Origin of the sequence: Pseudomonas sp. DTU12.3 (assembly GCF_004124275.1) — a bacterium.
GTDB classification, from domain to species: Bacteria; Pseudomonadota; Gammaproteobacteria; order Pseudomonadales; family Pseudomonadaceae; genus Aquipseudomonas; species Aquipseudomonas helmanticensis.
In genome coordinates this window covers 4,745,817-4,763,873 of sequence record NZ_CP027218.1, presented here as the reverse complement: position 1 = coordinate 4,763,873, position 18,057 = coordinate 4,745,817, and the positions used below count along the sequence as shown (strand labels likewise).

The 18,057-nt window shown below is 59.9% G+C and carries 17 protein-coding genes; 15 read left to right on the top strand and 2 right to left on the bottom strand.

Translation table 11 applies throughout. From position 1 onward, the window contains the following. Positions 1 to 10: 10 nt before the first annotated feature. From C2E19_RS21785 to C2E19_RS21770, 4 genes are read left to right on the top strand one after another with little or no spacing between them, the layout of a single operon-like run. On the top strand, positions 11 to 481 hold the full coding sequence (locus tag C2E19_RS21785; protein ID WP_129395035.1) for a (2Fe-2S)-binding protein: 471 nt from the start codon (positions 11 to 13) through the stop codon (positions 479 to 481). Continuing rightward, a complete protein-coding gene (locus C2E19_RS21780) occupies positions 478 to 2,799 on the top strand; it encodes a xanthine dehydrogenase family protein molybdopterin-binding subunit (RefSeq protein ID WP_129395034.1) in 2,322 nt (773 codons plus the stop codon). The genes C2E19_RS21785 and C2E19_RS21780 overlap by 4 nt, the downstream gene beginning before the upstream one ends. Beyond that, positions 2,799 to 3,779 (top strand): XdhC family protein, encoded by a 981-nt coding sequence (locus C2E19_RS21775; RefSeq protein WP_129395033.1) that lies wholly within the window; start codon positions 2,799 to 2,801, stop codon positions 3,777 to 3,779. Before C2E19_RS21780 ends, C2E19_RS21775 begins: the two co-directional genes overlap by 1 nt. Beyond that, complete coding sequence (locus C2E19_RS21770; RefSeq protein WP_129395032.1) at positions 3,776 to 4,372, top strand: nucleotidyltransferase family protein; 597 nt, start codon at positions 3,776 to 3,778, stop codon at positions 4,370 to 4,372. Before C2E19_RS21775 ends, C2E19_RS21770 begins: the two co-directional genes overlap by 4 nt. Before the next feature lie 192 nt (positions 4,373 to 4,564). Here the strand turns inward: C2E19_RS21770 and rne are convergent, their stop codons facing one another. Further along, positions 4,565 to 7,789: a ribonuclease E gene (gene rne / locus C2E19_RS21765; protein WP_129395031.1), complete on the bottom strand. Its 3,225-nt coding sequence runs from the start codon at positions 7,787 to 7,789 to the stop codon at positions 4,565 to 4,567. Between the two features lie 699 nt (positions 7,790 to 8,488). Here rne and rluC point away from each other — a divergent pair. The 3 genes from rluC to sppA are packed head-to-tail and all read left to right on the top strand — an operon-like array spanning position 8,489 to position 11,111. Next, a complete protein-coding gene (gene rluC, locus C2E19_RS21760; protein ID WP_129395030.1) occupies positions 8,489 to 9,448 on the top strand; it encodes a 23S rRNA pseudouridine(955/2504/2580) synthase RluC in 960 nt (319 codons plus the stop codon). Further along, a complete protein-coding gene (locus C2E19_RS21755; RefSeq protein WP_129395029.1) occupies positions 9,435 to 10,097 on the top strand; it encodes an HAD-IA family hydrolase in 663 nt (220 codons plus the stop codon). Before rluC ends, C2E19_RS21755 begins: the two co-directional genes overlap by 14 nt. Positions 10,098 to 10,121: 24 nt before the next feature. Next, positions 10,122 to 11,111 (top strand): signal peptide peptidase SppA, encoded by a 990-nt coding sequence (sppA, locus tag C2E19_RS21750; protein ID WP_129395028.1) that lies wholly within the window; start codon positions 10,122 to 10,124, stop codon positions 11,109 to 11,111. Between the two features lie 94 nt (positions 11,112 to 11,205). On the opposite strand, the gene C2E19_RS21745 is transcribed toward sppA, so the two are convergent. Continuing rightward, positions 11,206 to 11,784 (bottom strand): nucleoside triphosphate pyrophosphatase, encoded by a 579-nt coding sequence (locus C2E19_RS21745; RefSeq protein ID WP_129395027.1) that lies wholly within the window; start codon positions 11,782 to 11,784, stop codon positions 11,206 to 11,208. A 105-nt stretch (positions 11,785 to 11,889) separates the two neighbouring features. On the opposite strand from C2E19_RS21745, the gene C2E19_RS21740 reads away from it, so the two are divergent. The 8 genes from C2E19_RS21740 to pabC all read left to right on the top strand — a co-directional run bounded on the left by C2E19_RS21740 (position 11,890) and on the right by pabC (position 18,054). Then, a complete protein-coding gene (locus tag C2E19_RS21740) occupies positions 11,890 to 12,417 on the top strand; it encodes a YceD family protein (RefSeq protein ID WP_007908248.1) in 528 nt (175 codons plus the stop codon). A 13-nt stretch (positions 12,418 to 12,430) separates the two neighbouring features. Beyond that, positions 12,431 to 12,613, top strand: coding sequence for a 50S ribosomal protein L32 (gene rpmF / locus C2E19_RS21735; protein ID WP_008152339.1), 183 nt, complete (start codon positions 12,431 to 12,433; stop codon positions 12,611 to 12,613). A gap of 4 nt (positions 12,614 to 12,617) precedes the next feature. Further along, entirely contained in the window at positions 12,618 to 13,628 is a 1,011-nt protein-coding gene (gene plsX / locus C2E19_RS21730; protein ID WP_129395026.1) for a phosphate acyltransferase PlsX, read from the top strand. Between the two features lie 123 nt (positions 13,629 to 13,751). Continuing rightward, the gene (fabD, locus tag C2E19_RS21725; RefSeq protein WP_129395025.1) at positions 13,752 to 14,690 is read left to right on the top strand and encodes an ACP S-malonyltransferase; all 939 of its coding nucleotides are present in this window, start codon (positions 13,752 to 13,754) and stop codon (positions 14,688 to 14,690) included. A gap of 16 nt (positions 14,691 to 14,706) precedes the next feature. Further along, positions 14,707 to 15,450: a 3-oxoacyl-ACP reductase FabG gene (gene fabG / locus C2E19_RS21720; protein ID WP_007908254.1), complete on the top strand. Its 744-nt coding sequence runs from the start codon at positions 14,707 to 14,709 to the stop codon at positions 15,448 to 15,450. A 196-nt stretch (positions 15,451 to 15,646) separates the two neighbouring features. Beyond that, positions 15,647 to 15,883: an acyl carrier protein gene (gene acpP, locus C2E19_RS21715; protein ID WP_003442511.1), complete on the top strand. Its 237-nt coding sequence runs from the start codon at positions 15,647 to 15,649 to the stop codon at positions 15,881 to 15,883. A gap of 111 nt (positions 15,884 to 15,994) precedes the next feature. Then, positions 15,995 to 17,239, top strand: coding sequence for a beta-ketoacyl-ACP synthase II (fabF, locus tag C2E19_RS21710; protein ID WP_053122604.1), 1,245 nt, complete (start codon positions 15,995 to 15,997; stop codon positions 17,237 to 17,239). Further along, positions 17,239 to 18,054 (top strand): aminodeoxychorismate lyase, encoded by an 816-nt coding sequence (gene pabC / locus C2E19_RS21705; protein WP_129395024.1) that lies wholly within the window; start codon positions 17,239 to 17,241, stop codon positions 18,052 to 18,054. Before fabF ends, pabC begins: the two co-directional genes overlap by 1 nt. The last annotated feature ends 3 nt before the right edge of the window (positions 18,055 to 18,057 follow it).

Genomic DNA, 18,057 nt, shown 5'->3' with positions numbered 1-18,057 from the left:
GGGCGTGCCCATGATTACCCTGAAACTCAATGGCCAGGACCATCCACTCGATGTCACGGAAGACATGCCGCTGCTCTGGGCAATCCGTGACGTCGCCGGCTACAACGGCACCAAATTCGGCTGCGGCATGGGCCTGTGCGGCGCCTGCACCATCCACATCGACGGCTTGCCGGCGCGCAGTTGCATCACGCCGATCGGCTCGGTGATCGGGCAGAACGTCACCACCATCGACAACCTGCATGCCGACCCGATCGGGCAAGTCGTTCAGCAAGCCTGGCTCGACACGGCGGTCGCGCAATGTGGTTTCTGTCAGGGCGGCCAGATCATGTCGGCCACGGCGTTGCTCAAGACCAACCCGAACCCGAGCGACGAGCAGATCGAAGAAGCGATGGTCGGTAACATCTGCCGCTGCGGCACCTATAACCGCATCAAAACCGCGATCCGCCAGGCTTCCACGCATCTGAAGGAGGCCAAGGCATGAGCCGTCTGCCGAATGATTTCGCCCTGAGCAATCTCAGTCGCCGGGGTTTCCTCAAGGGCGTCGGCGCGACGGGCGCATTGGTGCTGGCCGCAAGTTGGGGCTGGCAGGACGCATTGGCCGAAGACAAGCCGAAGCAGTTCGGCGCCGATGGCATGCCCAATGGCTGGATCGACGATCCGAAAGTCTATGTGAGCATTGCCGCCGACGGCAGCGTTACCGTCGTGTGCAACCGCTCGGAGATGGGTCAGGGCGTGCGCACCAGTCTGAGCATGGTTGTCGCCGATGAGCTGGACGCCGATTGGGCCAAGGTCAAAGTGCAGCAGGCGCCGGGCGATGAAGTGCGTTTCGGCAACCAGGACACCGACGGTTCGCGCAGCATGCGTCACTGGTACGAACCGATGCGGCGATGTGGCGCAGCAGCGCGGACGATGCTCGAGCAGGCTGCGGCTGCGCAGTGGCAAGTCCCTGTCGGCGAATGCCGCGCGCAATTGCACAAAGTCCTTCATACACCGTCCGGGCGCGAGCTGGGTTATGGCGAACTGGCCGCTGCAGCCAGCGCATTGGCGGTTCCAGCGCGTGACAGTCTGCGCCTCAAGCAGCCGTCGGAATTTCGCTACATCGGCAAAGAAGGCACCAAGGCCATCGACGGTGCAGACATCGTCAATGGGCGCGCGGTCTATGGCGCCGACGTGCATTTCGACGGCATGTTGTACGCGACCATTGCCCGTCCGGCGGTGTATGGCGGCAAGGTCAAATCGCTCGACGACAGCGCCGCGCTGAAAGTCCCCGGCGTGCTCAAAGTTATCCAGATCGAAAGCCGTCCGTTACCTTCCGAGTTTCAGCCGCTAGGTGGTGTGGCCGTGGTGGCCAGCAACACTTGGGCAGCGATCAAGGGCCGTGAGGCGCTGAAGATCGAATGGGATGACGGCCCGAATGCCAGTTACGACTCGATTGCCTATCGCAAGGAGCTGGAAGCCGCTTCGCTGAAACCCGGCAAAGTGGTGCGCAACACCGGTGATATCGACAAGGCCTTGAGCAGCGCGGCCAGCACCCTCGAAGCGTCCTACTATTTGCCGCATCTGGCGCAGGCACCGATGGAGCCGATGGTTGCTATCGCCCGCTACAAGGACGGCGTCTGTGAAGCGTGGGCGCCGAGTCAGGCGCCGCAAGTCACCCGCGAGCGAATTGCCGAGCGCCTTGGCCTGCCGTTCGACAACGTCACCTTTAATGTCACGCTGCTTGGCGGTGGTTTCGGGCGTAAGTCGAAACCCGATTTCGTTGTCGAAGCGGCGGTCCTCGCCAAGGAGTTTCCCGGCAAAGCCGTGCGGGTGCAGTGGACGCGCGAGGACGACATCCACAACTCGTATTTTCATACCGTGTCTGCCGAGTACCTGAAGGCTGGCGTCGGCAAGGACGGTATGCCGTCCGGCTGGTTGCATCGCACCGTGGCGCCGAGCATCACCGCGCTGTTCGCGCCGGGCATGAACCATGAAGCGGCATTCGAGCTGGGCATGGGCTTCACCAACATGGCTTATGCGATCCCCAATGTGCGCCTGGAAAATCCCGAGGCTAGCGTGCACACGCGGGTTGGCTGGTATCGCTCGGTGTCGAACATTCCCCATGGTTTCGCGATCCAGAGTTTTGTCGATGAACTGGCGCACAAGGCCGGTGAAGATCCACTCAAGTACCAGATCAAACTCCTTGGCCCTGATCGCCAGATCGACCCGCGCACGCTGAGCGAGGAGTGGAACTACGGTGAATCTCCCGAGCGTTATCCGATCGATACCGGGCGTATGCGCGCCGTGCTGGAAACTGCCGCGAAAGCTGCCGGTTGGGGGCGCAAACTGGCCAAGGGCCGTGGTCTCGGGCTGGCAGTGCATTACAGCTTCGTTACTTACGTGGCGGCGGTGATCGAAGTCGAAGTTAAAGACGACGGCACGCTGATCGTGCACAAGGCAGATATCGCCGTGGATTGCGGGCCGCAGATCAACCCTGAGCGCATTCGCTCGCAGTTCGAAGGCGCTTGCGTAATGGGCCTGGGTAATGCGGTGCTGGGTGAAATCAGCTTCAAGGACGGCAAGGTCCAGCAGGACAACTTCCACATGTACGAAGTAGCGCGCATGTCGCTGGCGCCGAAGGAGGTCGCGGTGCACCTGGTGACGCCACCGGGCGACGTGCCGCTGGGCGGTGTTGGTGAACCCGGTGTGCCGCCGATTGCGCCGGCGCTGTGCAATGCGATCTTCGCCGCTACCGGCAAGCGCATCCGCAATCTGCCGGTGCGTTATCAGTTGCAAGGCTGGCAGAAGGCAGAGGCGTAATGGACAGCGTCGACCTCAATGTCCTGCGCAGCGTTCTCGAATGGCGCCGCGCCGGGCAACGGGTGGTGCTGTTCAGTGTCGTGCAGACCTGGGGCACCGCGCCCCGGGCGCCCGGTGCGACGCTGGCATTGCGCGAGGATGGCGTGGTGATCGGCTCGGTGTCGGGTGGGTGTGTCGAAGATGATTTGATCGCGCGTCTGCACGACGGGCGGATTGCTGTCGACGGGCCGCCGGTGCAACTGATCACCTACGGTGTCACCCGTGAAGAAGCTGCGCGGTTTGGTTTGCCGTGTGGCGGTACATTGCGTTTAACCGAGGAGCGGGTCGGCGATCCCCATTGGGTCGCCGAGTTGCTGGCGCGTTGCGAGGCGCATGAAATCGTCGCCCGTGAGCTGAACATCGAAACCGGTGAGGTTGCGCTGTCGGCGGCGAGCAAAACCGATTCGCTCGAATTCGACGGCAAGACCTTACGCGCGATCTACGGCCCGCGCTGGCGATTGTTGTTGATCGGTGCCGGGCAATTGTCGCGCTATGTGGCGGACATGGCGCGACTGCTGGATTTTGAAGTGCTGATCTGTGATCCGCGTACCGAGTTCGTCTATGGCTGGGAAGAGCATCACGGACGTTTCGTTGCAGGCATGCCGGATGAAGCGGTGCTGAGCATTCAGACCGACGAACGTACGGCGATTGTCGCGTTGACGCATGACCCACGGCTGGATGACATGGCACTGCTCACGGCGCTGGATTCGCCAGCCTTTTATGTCGGCGCGCTCGGTTCGCGGGTCAACAGTCTGAAGCGCCGGGAGAATCTCGCTCAGCTAGGCTTGTCGGTGGAGGCGATTGATCGATTGCACGGCCCCATCGGTTTGCATATCGGCAGTCATTCGCCGGCGGAGATCGCCTTGTCCTTGCTGGCGGAAATCGTCGCAATCAAGAACGGCGTCGAGTTGAAACAGAAAAAATCAATGGAGGACGCATGAGTCGATCCATCGCAGTGATTGTGCTGGCGGCGGGCGAGGGCAGTCGCTTTCGTCAGGTGGCGGGTGCTGACAAGGACAAGTTGCTGGCCGATTGCACCGGTCGCGACGGCGCGGTGCGTTCAGTGATCGAGCAGGTGCTGGTGAATCTGCCGGCCGCTCTCGACAAGCGGGTGCTGGTGACGACCGAGGCGCGACCGCAGGCGATGCGCATGGCGCAGGCTTATGGTTGCGATGTCGTCTCGATTGAATCGACCGGGATGGGCGACAGCATTGCGGCCGGTGTCGCGGCTTGTCCTCAGGCGGATGGCTGGCTGATTGTGCTGGGGGATATGCCGTTTATCTTGCCGTCGAGTATTGAGCGGGTGATCGCAGCCATAGCTGATGATGCGGTGAGCGTGCCGGTGCAGGATGGCGAATTTGGGCATCCAGTGGGGTTTGGCCGGTCGTTTGGTGCGGGGTTGCTGGCGCTGAGCGGTGATCGCGGGGCTCGGCCGTTGTTCGAGCAGGGCCGGGTGATTGAGGTGACGGTGGATGATCCCGGGGTGTTGTGGGATATCGATGTACCGCAGGCATTGGTTTTCCCCCATACCTGAACTTTCACACAAATTCCCTGTGGGAGCGGGCTTGCTCGCGAATGCGGTCTGCCGGTAACAATAATGGTGGATGATACACCGCATTCGCGAGCAAGCCCGCTCCCACATTGGATAGCGCTTTGGCTTAAAGTTGAGGCATAAAAAAGCCCCGCCAGGTTTTCACCGGGCGGGGCTTTTTAACGGCTTCGGGAATTACACGAGAGGTTTAGGCTCGTGTTGTTTTTCCTCGGCCTCTTGGTGATGCTCTACCGCGTCCTGAACGGAGCGTGGTGCTTCAGCGATGACCGCTTCAACAACCGCCTCTTCAGCGACCGGGGCAGGAGCTGCCTCGACCACTTCAGCAACCGGAGCAGCAGCGGCAGCCTGTTCGGCTTCCTTCTGCAGACGCTCTTCTTCACGCTTGCGACGACGCACTTCACGTGGATCGTTTGGCGCGCGGCCGTTTGCTGCCAGGGCGCTGACCGGAGCCGGTGCTTCAACTGCTGGAGCTGGGGCTTCGGCAACTACCGGCGCTTCAACTGCAGGCGCTTCAACCACCGGAGCTTCAACGACTGGCGCTGGAGCAGGTTCGGCGGCCGCAACCACTGGCTCGGAAACCATGGCTTGCGGGACTTCAGCTTCAGCAACAGGTGCTGGTGCTTCGGTCACAGCCGGCTCGGCAACCCAGTTGAAGGCGGTCTGTTCTTCACGAACTTCACGCACGGTTTCGGTCACGGTTTCAGCAACGGTTTCAACCGTCGACTCGGCAACCACAACGGGTGCTGGCTCGACCTGAGGCAGGGTTTCCTGAACCGGTGCCACTTCGACTTCCGGAGCAGCAATCACTTCTACCGGAGTGGTCGCTTCAACAACCGGCGCTTCCACTGGCGCAGTTTCCTGCACAGCGGCAGTGGCGCGTTCAGCTTGCTCGTGGGCCTGTGCTTCAGCCGGAGCGCTGATCACGCTGCTGGCAACCGCGGCAGTTACTGCGAGGCCGGCAGCCAGATCGGCAGTGCTTGGCTCTTCAGCATTTTCGGACTCGGATTCGGATTCTTCCGAACCTTCGATCACGTTGCCGTTGGCATCACGCTGACGCTCACGACGGTTGCTGCGACGACGCTGGCCGCGCGAGCGACGACGTGGACGATCGCCTTCGGCGTTCTCCGAACCGTCTTCCGGCAGTTGCTCTTCAGCAGTGATCACTTCTTCTTCAGCAACGGCAGCAACGGCCTGCTCGGCGCGTGGTTGACGCTCTTCACGCGGCGGACGCGGTGCGCGCTCTTCACGTGGCTGACGGGCTGGACGCTCTTCAGCAGTTACGGCAACGGCAGCTGCAGCAACTGGAACGGCGTCCAGTGGCTCGCGCAGTTCACGTACGCGTTCTTCACGCTCGCCACGTGGCTTGCGATCTTCACGCGGAGCGCGTGGTGCACGTTCTTCACGTGGGGCACGTGGTGCGCGCTCTTCGCGGGCTACCGGTGCTTCGGTGCGAGTTTCACGCGGCTCACGGGCTTCACGTGGCGCGCGCTCTTCACGCGGCTCGCGCGGTGCACGTTCTTCACGTGGTGCTCGTTCTTCGCGCGGCTTGCGCTCTTCATCGCGGCGACCGTTACGGTTGCGGCTCTGCTGACGACCGTTGCGACGCTCTTCGTTGCGGGCCGGACGCTCGGCAGCCGGTTTTTCAACGGCAACCGGAGCGGCTGGCTCTTCTTTGGTGGCGAACAGGCTGACCAGCGATTTCACCAGGCCTTTGAACAGGCTTGGCTCTGGCACGGCCACTGGCGCCGGTGCCGGTGCAGCCGGAGCGGCGGCGGCTTCGGTTGGAACCGGAGCGTTGGCGCGGGCCGGTGCAGTCTTGACCGCGGCTTCCTGGCGAACCAGGGTGCGGGTCGCAGCGGCTGGCTGGACTTCTTCGACTTCGGCAGCGGCAGCAGCGATTTCGTAGCTGGACTGGTTGGTCGCGGCTTCCGGGCTGTCGTCACGCAGACGCTGCACTTCGAAGTGCGGCGTTTCGAGGTGATCGTTCGGCAGAATGACGATGCGAGCACGGGTGCGCAGTTCGATCTTGGTGATCGAGTTGCGTTTTTCGTTGAGCAGGAACGCGGCCACCGGGATCGGCACTTGTGCGCGAACTTCGGCGGTGCGGTCTTTCAGGGCTTCTTCTTCGATCAGGCGCAGGATCGCCAGCGACAGCGATTCAACGTCACGGATGATGCCGGTGCCGTTGCAACGCGGGCAGACGATGCCGCTGCTTTCGCCAAGCGATGGACGCAGGCGCTGACGCGACATTTCCAGCAGGCCGAAGCGCGAGATACGGCCGATCTGCACGCGAGCGCGGTCGGCTTCCAGGCATTCGCGGACTTTCTCTTCCACGGCGCGCTGGTTCTTGGCAGGGGTCATGTCGATGAAGTCGATGACGATCAGGCCGCCGATGTCGCGCAGGCGCAACTGACGGGCGATTTCTTCGGCGGCTTCAAGGTTGGTCTGCAGAGCGGTTTCTTCGATGTCGCTGCCTTTGGTGGCGCGCGCCGAGTTGATGTCGATGGACACCAGGGCTTCGGTCGGATCGATAACGATGGAGCCGCCGGAAGGCAGTTCAACGACGCGCTGGAAAGCGGTCTCGATCTGGCTTTCGATCTGGAAACGGTTGAACAGCGGCACGCTGTCTTCGTACAGCTTGATCTTGCTGGCGTACTGCGGCATTACCTGGCGGATGAAGGTCAGGGCTTCGTCCTGAGCTTCAACGCTGTCGATCAGCACTTCGCCGATGTCCTGGCGCAGGTAATCGCGGATGGCGCGGATGATCACGTTACTTTCCTGGTAGATCAGGAATGGCGCGGAACGATCCAGCGATGCTTCTTTGATAGCGGTCCACAGTTGCAGCAGGTAATCGAGGTCCCACTGCATTTCTTCGCTGCTGCGGCCAAGGCCTGCAGTGCGCACGATCAGACCCATGTCGGCCGGTGCAACCAGGCCGTTCAGCGCTTCACGCAGTTCATTGCGCTCTTCGCCTTCGATGCGACGGGAGATACCGCCGGCACGCGGGTTGTTCGGCATCAGCACGAGGTAACGACCGGCCAGGCTGATGAAGGTGGTCAGGGCTGCGCCCTTGTTGCCACGTTCTTCTTTTTCGACCTGAACGATGACTTCCTGGCCTTCGCTCAGGACGTCTTTGATGTTGACGCGGCCTTCAGGGGCTTTCTTGAAGTATTCGCGGGAGATTTCTTTGAGGGGCAGGAAGCCATGGCGCTCAGAGCCGAAATCGACAAAGGCAGCCTCAAGGCTTGGTTCGATGCGAGTGATGCGGCCTTTATAAATGTTGGCCTTCTTCTGCTCGCGTGCACCGGATTCGATGTCCAGGTCGTAGAGGCGCTGGCCATCTACCAGTGCAACACGCAACTCTTCGGGTTGAGTTGCGTTAATCAGCATTCTTTTCATGTAGTACCGTCGGTTTCCGGGCTGCCGGAAACGGCGTTCGGCACACACGACTTCTCACGGTCGGTGTCAGGTGCGTCGGGAGTGGTTGGCCATTCCCGTGTCCAGCGATGTGCGACCAATTGGGCCGATATCGCGACGTACGCGTCCTGCTTGCTGTGGCTACTTAAGCACTCAGTCAGGAGGAGGAATCAACCAGCGGCTGTGGACGAGATGAAGCGTCTTGATAAAGCCTATTGCTACACAGTCCAGCGGTTGTGCATCTCCACCCTACACGTATCCCTGATAATTCGGGTGCTGCCGCGCGCAGAATCCGCAGCGGGTTGGCATTTACCGTGAGCTCCGATAGGGGAGGTCACGCATCATGGCTAATTCAGGCGATGTTTCCGAAGCTTTCGCTCGGGGTCATCTGCAGCTGACTGCACTTTGTGAACTGGCCTTGAATGTGTGCCTGTCAGGCGAGTAAAAACTCTGCTCGACGGTGTAATTCAGGCCTCATGTCACCTGCGCTTGTTACAACTGCAAACTCCACCGTTACGTAGCGAAAGCCCCGTAGGACGGCCTCGCGTCCTGGTGAATTGCGTTGGTCAGGGCCGGTTTTTGACCGTTATTCCTCTGTCCAGGCCGCTTTTGGCGGCGTTCGCGACTATAGCAGCAATGATTAAGTGCTTCAATTCCATAAAAATTGTTATCATCCGCGGCATGACAACTACTGCCCCTTCGACTCCAGGCGTTCAATTGCTTGAAGTCTCGCCGGAGTATGCCGGCCAACGAATCGACAATTTTCTCCTCGCCCGGCTCAAAGGCGTGCCCAAGACCTTGATTTACCGGATTTTGCGTAAAGGCGAAGTGCGTGTGAACAAAGGTCGGATCAAGCCCGAATACAAGCTGCAGGCCGGCGATATCGTGCGCGTGCCGCCCGTTCGCGTGCCTGAGCGCGACGAACCGGTGCCACTGGCCCAAGGCCTGTTGCAGCGCCTGGAAGCCTCGATTGTCTTCGAAGACAAAGCCCTGATCGTGATCAACAAGCCCGCAGGCATTGCGGTTCACGGTGGCAGCGGCTTGAATTTCGGCGTCATCGAAGCCTTTCGTCAGTTGCGCCCCGATACCAAAGAGCTGGAACTGGTGCACCGTCTCGATCGTGACACCTCCGGCCTGCTGATGATCGCGAAAAAGCGCAGCATGTTGCGCCACTTGCACGAACAATTGCGTGGCGACGGCGTCGACAAGCGCTACATGGCGCTGGTGCGCGGCAACTGGGCGACCTCGATCAAGAAAGTCAGCGCGCCATTGCTCAAGAGCAATTTGCGTTCTGGCGAGCGGATGGTTGAGGTCAACGAAGAAGGCAAAGAAGCCCTGACGATGTTCAAGGTGCTGCGCCGCTTCGGTGATTTCGCCACCATGGTCGAGGCCAAACCGGTTACCGGTCGTACCCACCAGATTCGCGTGCACACTCTGCATGCCGGCCATTGCATCGCTGGCGACAGCAAGTATGGCGATGAAGGTTTCACCAAGGAAATTCGCGACCTGGGCGGCAAGCGTCTGTTTCTGCACGCCTACATGCTGACCGTGCCGCTGCCGGACGGTGGCAAGCTGACCTTGCAAGCACCGGTCGACGAAATGTGGGCCAAGACCGTGGAGCGATTGAGTGCGCCCATCTGATTACAAGCTACTGATTTTCGATTGGGACGGCACGCTGGCCGATTCAATTCATCGGATCGTCGAGGCGATGCACTCTGCATCCGGGCGTTCCGGCTTCGAGTTGCGTGATGATTTCGCCGTAAAAGGCATCATCGGCCTGGGTCTGCCCGAGGCGATCCGCACCTTGTATCCGCAAATCAGCGACGCTGAAATGACCTTGTTTCGCGAGTATTACGCCGATCACTACATCGCCGCCGAAGCCGTGCCTTCGCCGTTGTTCGAAGGCGTCGTCGAGTCGATGGCGTCCTTTCGCGAGCAGGGTTATCACCTGGCTGTGGCGACCGGCAAAAATCGTCGCGGGCTGGATCGCGTGCTCAAGGCCAATGGCTGGGAAGAATATTTCGATATCACCCGTGCTGCCGATGAAACTGCGAGCAAGCCGCACCCTCTGATGCTGGAACAGATCCTTGCGCATTGTGGTGTGCGTGCGGAGCAGGCATTGATGGTTGGTGACTCGTCGTTCGATCTGCTGATGGCGCGTAACGCCGGGATGGATTCGGTGGCGGTCAGTTACGGCGCGCAATCGATCGAATCGCTGCAGCAGTTCGAACCGCGCCTGTCGATCGACCGTTTTTCTGAATTGCATGCCTGGCTGGCGCAGCGGGCTTAATACGTTTTTGCTGGGGTGGATGGCATGACCGACGAATGGAAAGCACCGGCCAAGGCAAGTGCCGACGACGGTGACCAGAAAAGCTGGAAGCTGTTGGAAAAAACGCTGCTGGCTGGCGTGCAGGAGCAGCGTCGTTCGCGTCGCTGGGGGATTTTCTTCAAGCTGCTGACGTTTGTTTATCTGTTTGTGGCGTTGATTCTGTTCACGCCGCTGATGGATATGGAAAAAAGCGCCACGCGCGGGCCGAACTACACCGCGTTGATCGACATCACTGGAATGATCGCCGACAAGGAACCGGCCAGTGCCGACAACATCGTCGGCAGCCTGCGTGCCGCGTTCGAGGACAAGAAGGTCAAGGGCGTCATCCTGCGCATCAACAGCCCTGGCGGCAGTCCGGTGCAGTCGGGTTATGTCTATGACGAGATCAAGCGTCTGCGTGGCCTGCATCCGGATATCAAAGTGTATGCGGTGATTTCCGATCTCGGTGCGTCCGGTGCCTATTACATCGCCAGCGCAGCGGATCAGATCTACGCCGACAAGGCGAGTCTGGTCGGCTCCATTGGTGTGACGGCGGCGGGTTATGGTTTTGTCGGCACCATGGAGAAGCTAGGCGTTGAGCGTCGCACCTACACCTCGGGCGAGCACAAGTCGTTCCTCGATCCGTTCCAGCCGCAGAAGCCTGAAGAGACGGCCTTCTGGCAGAGTGTGCTGGATACGACGCACAAGCAGTTCATCAACAGCGTCAAGCAGGGGCGTGGCGATCGCTTGAAGGACAAAGAACATCCGGAGTTGTTCTCCGGGCTGGTCTGGTCAGGCGAGCAGGCGCTGCCGCTGGGCTTGATCGACGGGCTGGGCAATGCCAGCTCGGTGGCGCGCGATGTGATTGGCGAGAAGGAGCTGGTGGACTTCACCGTTCAGGAATCGCCGTTTGATCGGTTCTCGAAGAAGCTCGGTGCCAGTGTGGCTGAGCAGTTGGCGATGTGGATGGGTTTCCACGGGCCTTCGTTGCGCTGATTCGTTGTAAAGGTCAAAAGATCGCAGCCTGCGGCAGCTCCTGCATGGGAAGGTAAATCCCTGTAGGAGCTGCCGCAGGCTGCGATCTTTTGCTTTAAGGGATCTGCACACCTTCAGCCAGCAACATGTCGATCAGGCGAATCAGCGGCAAACCGATCAGGCTGGTCGCGTCCGGGCCTTCGGTCGACTGAAACAGGCTCACCCCCAGTCCTTCCGCCTTGAAGCTGCCTGCGCAGTCATACGGCTGCTCGATGCGCAGATAGCGCTCAATGCGCGCCTGGTCGAGTTGGCGCATATGCACGGTAAACGGCACGCAATCGACCCGGCACTCGCCTGTCTGGCTGTTGAGCAGGGCCAGGCCGGTCAGGAAGGTCACGCTGGCGCCGCTGGCCGCCATCAGTTGCTCGCGAGCTTTCTCGAAGGTATGCGGCTTGCCGATGATCTGCTTGCCGAGCACGGCCACCTGGTCCGAGCCGATGATCAGGTGGGCGGGGTGACTGTCAGCCAATGCCCGGGCTTTTTGCTCGGCAAGGCGTTTGACCAGTTCGATGGCGGACTCGCCCGGGCGATGACTTTCATCGATATCCGGCGAGCTGCAGACGAACGGCAGGTGCAGGCGGGCGAGCAATTCGCGACGATAGGTCGAGCTTGAAGCGAGTAATAAAGGCAGCATTCGCGTCTCCTGAGGCAGGTGCGAATTCTAGCGGAGGCACGCAAGTGACGGACAGGGCACAATTTCCTTTGACATGGGTGGGTGCATCCCTATAATGCTGCGCCTATGTTGAATGACCCGATTCCACCTCACGTTGACCCGCGCAAATTGGCTGATCGTGGCACCACCCTTCAAGGTGAAATGCTGCTGGCCGATTTGGAGAGACTCTGCGACCCGCTTTCCGACAATGTCGGTACGGTGCAGGCGAAATTCGTTTTTGAACGAGATGAACGTAAATCTGTGGTTATCCACAGCTTTATCGACACCGAGGTCAAAATGGTTTGCCAGCGTTGTCTTGAGCTGGTCACCCTGCCGATCCACAGCGAATGCAGTTATGCTGTGGTGAAAGAGGGTGCGAATACCCAGTCGTTGCCGAAAGGTTATGACGTGCTGGAACTGGGCGAAGATCCATTGGATCTGCAGTCACTGATCGAGGAGGAGCTTCTGCTCGCCTTGCCCATTGTGCCTGCTCATCATCCGGAAGAATGCCAGCAGCCGGCGGGTCTCGATGAGCCCGAACCGAGCGAGGACGAGTCAACGCGGTCCAACCCGTTCAGTGTATTGGCGCAGTTAAAGCGTGACCCAAACGTTTAGGAGTTAATCAATTATGGCTGTTCAGCAGAACAAAAAATCCCGCTCTGCCCGTGACATGCGTCGTTCGCACGATGCCCTGACGGCAAGCACTCTGTCTGTAGAAAAAACCACCGGTGAAATTCACCTGCGTCACCACGTATCGCCAGAAGGCGTATACCGTGGCCGTAAAGTGATCGACAAGGGCGCTGACGAGTAATCACTTGTCTGCTCAAGTCATCGCGATTGACGCAATGGGCGGGGACTTCGGTCCCCGCAGCATTGTTCAGGCCAGCCTTGCTTGCCTGTCTGCTACGCCCTCGCTGCACCTGACCCTCGTCGGTCAACCCTCCCTTCTTGAAGAACTGATCCACGGCCAATCGGCTGCCGATCGCGCGCGCCTGACGATTGTTGCGGCCAGCGAAGTCATCACCATGGACGAAAAACCTGCCCAGGCCCTGCGTGGCAAGCCGGATTCGTCGATGCGTGTCGCTCTCGAACTGGTGCGTGACGGCAAGGCTCAGGCGTGTGTCAGTGCCGGTAACACCGGTGCGCTGATGGCGCTGTCGCGATTTGTGCTGAAAACCTTGCCGGGTATTGATCGCCCGGCGATGGTGGCGGCGATTCCGACACAGAAGGGTTTTTGTCAGTTGCTCGATCTGGGCGCGAATGTCGATTGCAGTGCCGAGCATCTGCTGCAGTTTGCGGTGATGGGCTCGGTGGCGGCGCAGACGCTGGGTATCCACCGCCCGCGTGTGGCGCTGCTGAACATCGGCACTGAAGACATCAAGGGCAATCAGCAGGTCAAGCTCGCGGCGACGTTGTTGCAGGCTGCTCGTGGCATCAACTACATCGGCTTCATCGAAGGCGATGGCCTGTATCGTGGTGAGGCCGATGTTGTGGTGTGCGACGGTTTTGTCGGCAACATCCTGCTCAAGTCCAGCGAAGGTCTGGCGACGATGATTGCTGCGCGTATCGAGGCGCTGTTCAAAAAGAACTTCGCCTCACGTGTTGTCGGTGCTTTGGCGCTGCCATTGATGAAGCGCTTGCAGGCGGACCTGGCGCCGGCGCGACATAATGGCGCAAGCTTTCTCGGCTTGCAGGGCATCGTCGTGAAAAGTCACGGTTCGGCCGGGGTTCAGGGCTTTCAAAGTGCGATCCAGCGGGCGCTGATCGAGATTCAGGAGAATCTGCCCGAGCGCCTCCACGGTCGCCTGGAGGATTTGTTGTCTTAGGCGTTTTCGTCGGACAATGCTTAAATGTGACCGCCCGGTTCAAAGGGCCATCCAACTGTCAGTTTCTTGCGTCCCCAAGTGGGGCGTCATTTTCCGACGACAAGATCATTAGGGGCTTGTTACATGTCTGCTTCCCTCGCATTCGTCTTTCCAGGACAGGGTTCGCAGTCCCTCGGCATGCTGGCCGAGCTGGGCGCGCAATACCCGTTGATCCTCGAAACTTTCAAAGAAGCATCCGATGCTCTGGGTTACGACCTGTGGGCGCTGACCCAGCAGGGTCCGGAAGAGCTGCTCAATCAAACCGACAAGACCCAACCGGCCATTCTGACCGCTTCGATCGCCCTGTGGCGTCTGTGGCTGGCTGAAGGTGGCGCGCGTCCGGCTTTTGTTGCCGGTCACAGCCTGGGTGAATACAGCGCGCTGGTTGCCGCTGGCAGCCTGACACTGGCTGACGCGGTCAAGCTCGTTGAGCGTCGTGGTCAACTGATGCAGGAAGCCGTTCCGGCCGGGCAGGGTGGCATGGCTGCCATTCTCGGTCTGGAAGATGCTGACGTGCTGGCAGCCTGCGCAGAAGCTGCACAAGGCGAAGTGGTCAGTGCAGTGAACTTCAACTCCCCGGGCCAGGTAGTGATCGCCGGCGCCAAGGCTGCTGTCGAGCGCGCCATTGAAGGCTGTAAGACGCGTGGCGCCAAGCGTGCCATGCCGTTGCCAGTCAGCGTGCCGTCGCACTGCGAACTGATGCGTCCGGCCGCTGAGCGTTTTGCCGAGTCCATCGCCGCCATCGACTGGCAGGCGCCGCAGATCCCGGTCGTACAGAACGTCAGCGCGCAAGTGCCGGCTGATCTGGAAACCCTCAAGCGCGATCTGCTCGAACAACTCTACAAGCCAGTGCGCTGGGTCGAGTCGGTACAGACTCTCGCTGCCAAAGGCGCGACCGATCTGGTCGAATGCGGCCCGGGCAAAGTGCTGGCCGGTCTGAACAAACGTTGCGCCGAAGGCGTCGCGACTTCCAACCTCAATACCCCAGACGCTTTCGCTGCCGCCCGTGCAGCGCAAGCCTGAATCAGGAGAAACTTGCATGAGTCTGCAAGGTAAAGTTGCACTGGTCACCGGCGCAAGCCGCGGTATCGGCCAGGCTATCGCGCTGGAACTGGGTCGTCAGGGCGCCATCGTTATTGGCACCGCGACTTCCGCTTCGGGCGCTGAGCGCATTGCGGCAACCCTGAAGGAAAACGGTATTCAGGGCACTGGCCTTGAGCTGAACGTTACCAGCGATGAATCGGTCAGCGCAGTGCTGGCGAGCATTCAGGAGCAGTTCGGTGCGCCGGTGGCGATCCTGGTCAATAATGCCGGTATCACCCGCGATAACCTGATGATGCGCATGAAAGACGATGAGTGGTACGACGTGATCGATACCAACCTGAACAGTCTATTCCGCCTGTCCAAGGGCGTTTTGCGCGGTATGACCAAGGCACGTTGGGGTCGAATTATCAGTATTGGCTCGGTGGTGGGTGCCATGGGCAACGCTGGCCAAGTAAACTATGCAGCCGCCAAGGCCGGTCTGGAAGGTTTCAGCCGTGCAATGGCGCGTGAAGTCGGTTCGCGTTCGATTACGGTCAACTCGGTAACCCCAGGGTTTATCGACACCGATATGACCCGCGAGCTGCCTGAAGCACAGCGTGAAGCCTTGCAGACGCAGATTCCGCTGGGTCGTCTGGGGCAAGCTCAAGAGATCGCGTCTGTGGTCGCTTTTCTTGCATCCGACGGTGCGGCATACGTCACTGGGGCTACAATCCCGGTGAACGGTGGGATGTACATGTAAGTAAAATGTGACGGATTGCTTCAAAAAAATGTCATACGAGCTGTCTAAAATCCGTTATAAAGCTGCAATCTATTTATAGGCAGAGGGCCGCAGGGTTTGAGGAGTGAAGCTTTCAGTTGAAAAACTGAAAAGTCTTTCTATACACTTACCCACTGGCCAGCTGCCTGAATTTGTCCATTAGGAGTGAAAACAAGGTATGAGCACCATCGAAGAGCGCGTCAAGAAAATCGTTGCCGAGCAACTGGGTGTTAAAGAAGAAGAAGTGGTTAACACCGCTTCCTTCGTAGAAGACCTGGGTGCCGACTCCCTTGACACCGTTGAGCTGGTGATGGCTCTGGAAGAGGAATTCGAGACCGAAATCCCTGACGAAGAAGCTGAGAAGATCACTACTGTACAAGCTGCAATCGATTACGTTACTAACCATCAGGCGTAATAGCTTGTAATCGTTGTTTGCTGTCATGGAAAAACCGCACTGCCATCATGGCGTGCGGTTTTTTCTTTAGGTCTGATGCAAAGTCGTCGTCATTTGAAAAAGGAGAGTGCTGTGTCGCGTAGACGCGTCGTAGTCACCGGTATGGGTATGTTGTCGCCACTGGGCACGGATGTGCCGAGCAGTTGGCAGGGCATTCTGGCTGGCCGCAGTGGCATTGGTCTGATCGAACACACCGACCTTTCTGCCTATTCCACCCGCTTTGGCGGCTCGGTAAAGGGCTTCAATGTCGAGGAATACCTGTCGGTCAAGGAAGCGCGCAAGCTCGACCTGTTCATTCAGTACGGTCTCGCTGCCGGCTTTCAGGCCGTGCGCAATTCCGGCCTGGAAGTCACCGACGCCAACCGTGAACGCATTGGCGTGGCCATGGGTTCGGGGATCGGCGGGCTGACCAACATCGAAGAAACCAGCCGTACCCTGCATGAGACGGGCCCGCGGCGAATCTCGCCATTCTTCGTGCCAGGCTCGATCATCAATATGATTTCCGGTTTCCTGTCGATCCATCTGGGCGCACAGGGACCTAACTACGCCATCGCCACCGCATGTACCACCGGTACGCACTGCATCGGCATGGCGGCGCGCAACATCATGTACGACGAAGCCGACGTGATGATTGCCGGCGGTGCCGAAATGGCCGCGTGCGGTCTCGGCATGGGTGGCTTCGGCGCATCCCGTGCGCTGTCGACGCGCAACGACGAACCGACCCGCGCCAGCCGTCCGTGGGACAAGGGCCGTGACGGCTTCGTACTCTCCGACGGCGCCGGTGCACTGGTTCTCGAAGAGCTGGAACACGCCAAGGCGCGCGGTGCGACCATCTACGCCGAGCTGATCGGCTTCGGTACCAGCGGCGATGCGTTCCACATGACTTCGCCACCCGCCGACGGCGCCGGTGCCGCACGCTGCATCACCAATGCGCTGCGCGATGCGAAAATCAACGTCGATCAGGTGCAGTACATCAACGCCCACGGTACTTCGACTCCGGCCGGCGACCTTGCCGAAGCCAACGCGATCAAGTCGGTGTTCGGTGAGCACGCCTACAAACTGGCCGTCAGCTCGACCAAGTCGATGACCGGTCACTTGCTGGGTGCGGCGGGCGCGGTCGAAGCGATTTTCAGTGTGCTGGCGATCAACAGCCAGGTCGCACCGCCGACCATCAACCTCGACGAGCCGGACGAAGGCTGCGATCTCGATTTTGTGCCGCACACTGCGCGCAACATGGACATCGACGTCGTGCTGTCCAACTCCTTCGGGTTTGGCGGCACCAACGGCACCCTGGCATTCCGCCGGTTTGCAGGCTGATGGACAGCTGGGTCGACGGTCAACCGGCTGACAGTCTGTCGCTGAAAGATCGCGGCCTGGCTTACGGCGATGGTCTGTTCGAGACCATCGCTGTGCATGACGGCCAGCCCGTTCTGCTCGATCGACACCTGACGCGACTGGCCGATGGCTGCTCGCGTCTGGCCATCGCCGCCGATATCCAATTGGTTCGCCATGAACTGCTGAGCTACGCGGCAGCGATGGGTGAGGGCGTGCTCAAGCTGATACTCACCCGTGGCGACGGTTTGCGCGGTTATGCGCCCGATCCTACGGCGCCGGGCCGACGCATTCTGCAAGGCAACCCTGCGGCGGCTTATCCCGCTGTAAACGCGGAGCAAGGCATTCGCCTGTTTCCGTGCAGCACGCGGTTGTCTCATCAGCCATTGCTCGCCGGACTCAAACACCTCAATCGACTGGAACAGGTTCTTGCCCGTGCCGAATGGCAGGACAGCGAGCACGCCGAAGGCTTGATGCTCGATCAGGCCGGTCGAGTCATCGAAGGTGTCTTCAGCAATCTGTTTCTGCTGCGTGACGGTGTGTTGCTCACGCCGGACTTGAAGCGTTGCGGCGTGGCCGGGGTGATGCGCGCCGAAATATTGTTTCAGGCCGAGTCATTGGCTATCCCCACGCAAATCGCCGACATCAGCCTCGAACAGCTGCAATGGGCCGATGAAGTATTTGTCTGCAACAGCGTTTATGGCGTCTGGCCGGTACGCGCCTACGCTGCACTGAGCTGGCCGGTTGGCCCGCTCACCCGTAAACTGCAAACCATTGCCCGCGCCCTACTGGATGCCTGATTC

Bases quoted from the DNA above. Each gene is read 5' to 3' on its own strand.
- C2E19_RS21770 (WP_129395032.1), top strand. From the start codon at position 3,776: ATGAGTCGATCCATCGCAGTGATTGTGCTGGCGGCGGGCGAGGGCAGT.
- C2E19_RS21745 (WP_129395027.1), bottom strand. From the start codon at position 11,784: ATGCTGCCTTTATTACTCGCTTCAAGCTCGACCTATCGTCGCGAATTG.
- fabG (WP_007908254.1), top strand. From the start codon at position 14,707: ATGAGTCTGCAAGGTAAAGTTGCACTGGTCACCGGCGCAAGCCGCGGT.
- C2E19_RS21775 (WP_129395033.1), top strand. From the start codon at position 2,799: ATGGACAGCGTCGACCTCAATGTCCTGCGCAGCGTTCTCGAATGGCGC.
- rpmF (WP_008152339.1), top strand. From the start codon at position 12,431: ATGGCTGTTCAGCAGAACAAAAAATCCCGCTCTGCCCGTGACATGCGT.
- fabD (WP_129395025.1), top strand. From the start codon at position 13,752: ATGTCTGCTTCCCTCGCATTCGTCTTTCCAGGACAGGGTTCGCAGTCC.
- rne (WP_129395031.1), bottom strand. From the start codon at position 7,789: ATGAAAAGAATGCTGATTAACGCAACTCAACCCGAAGAGTTGCGTGTT.
- rluC (WP_129395030.1), top strand. From the start codon at position 8,489: ATGACAACTACTGCCCCTTCGACTCCAGGCGTTCAATTGCTTGAAGTC.
- C2E19_RS21780 (WP_129395034.1), top strand. From the start codon at position 478: ATGAGCCGTCTGCCGAATGATTTCGCCCTGAGCAATCTCAGTCGCCGG.
- C2E19_RS21785 (WP_129395035.1), top strand. From the start codon at position 11: ATGATTACCCTGAAACTCAATGGCCAGGACCATCCACTCGATGTCACG.
- sppA (WP_129395028.1), top strand. From the start codon at position 10,122: ATGACCGACGAATGGAAAGCACCGGCCAAGGCAAGTGCCGACGACGGT.
- pabC (WP_129395024.1), top strand. From the start codon at position 17,239: ATGGACAGCTGGGTCGACGGTCAACCGGCTGACAGTCTGTCGCTGAAA.
- C2E19_RS21740 (WP_007908248.1), top strand. From the start codon at position 11,890: ATGTTGAATGACCCGATTCCACCTCACGTTGACCCGCGCAAATTGGCT.
- acpP (WP_003442511.1), top strand. From the start codon at position 15,647: ATGAGCACCATCGAAGAGCGCGTCAAGAAAATCGTTGCCGAGCAACTG.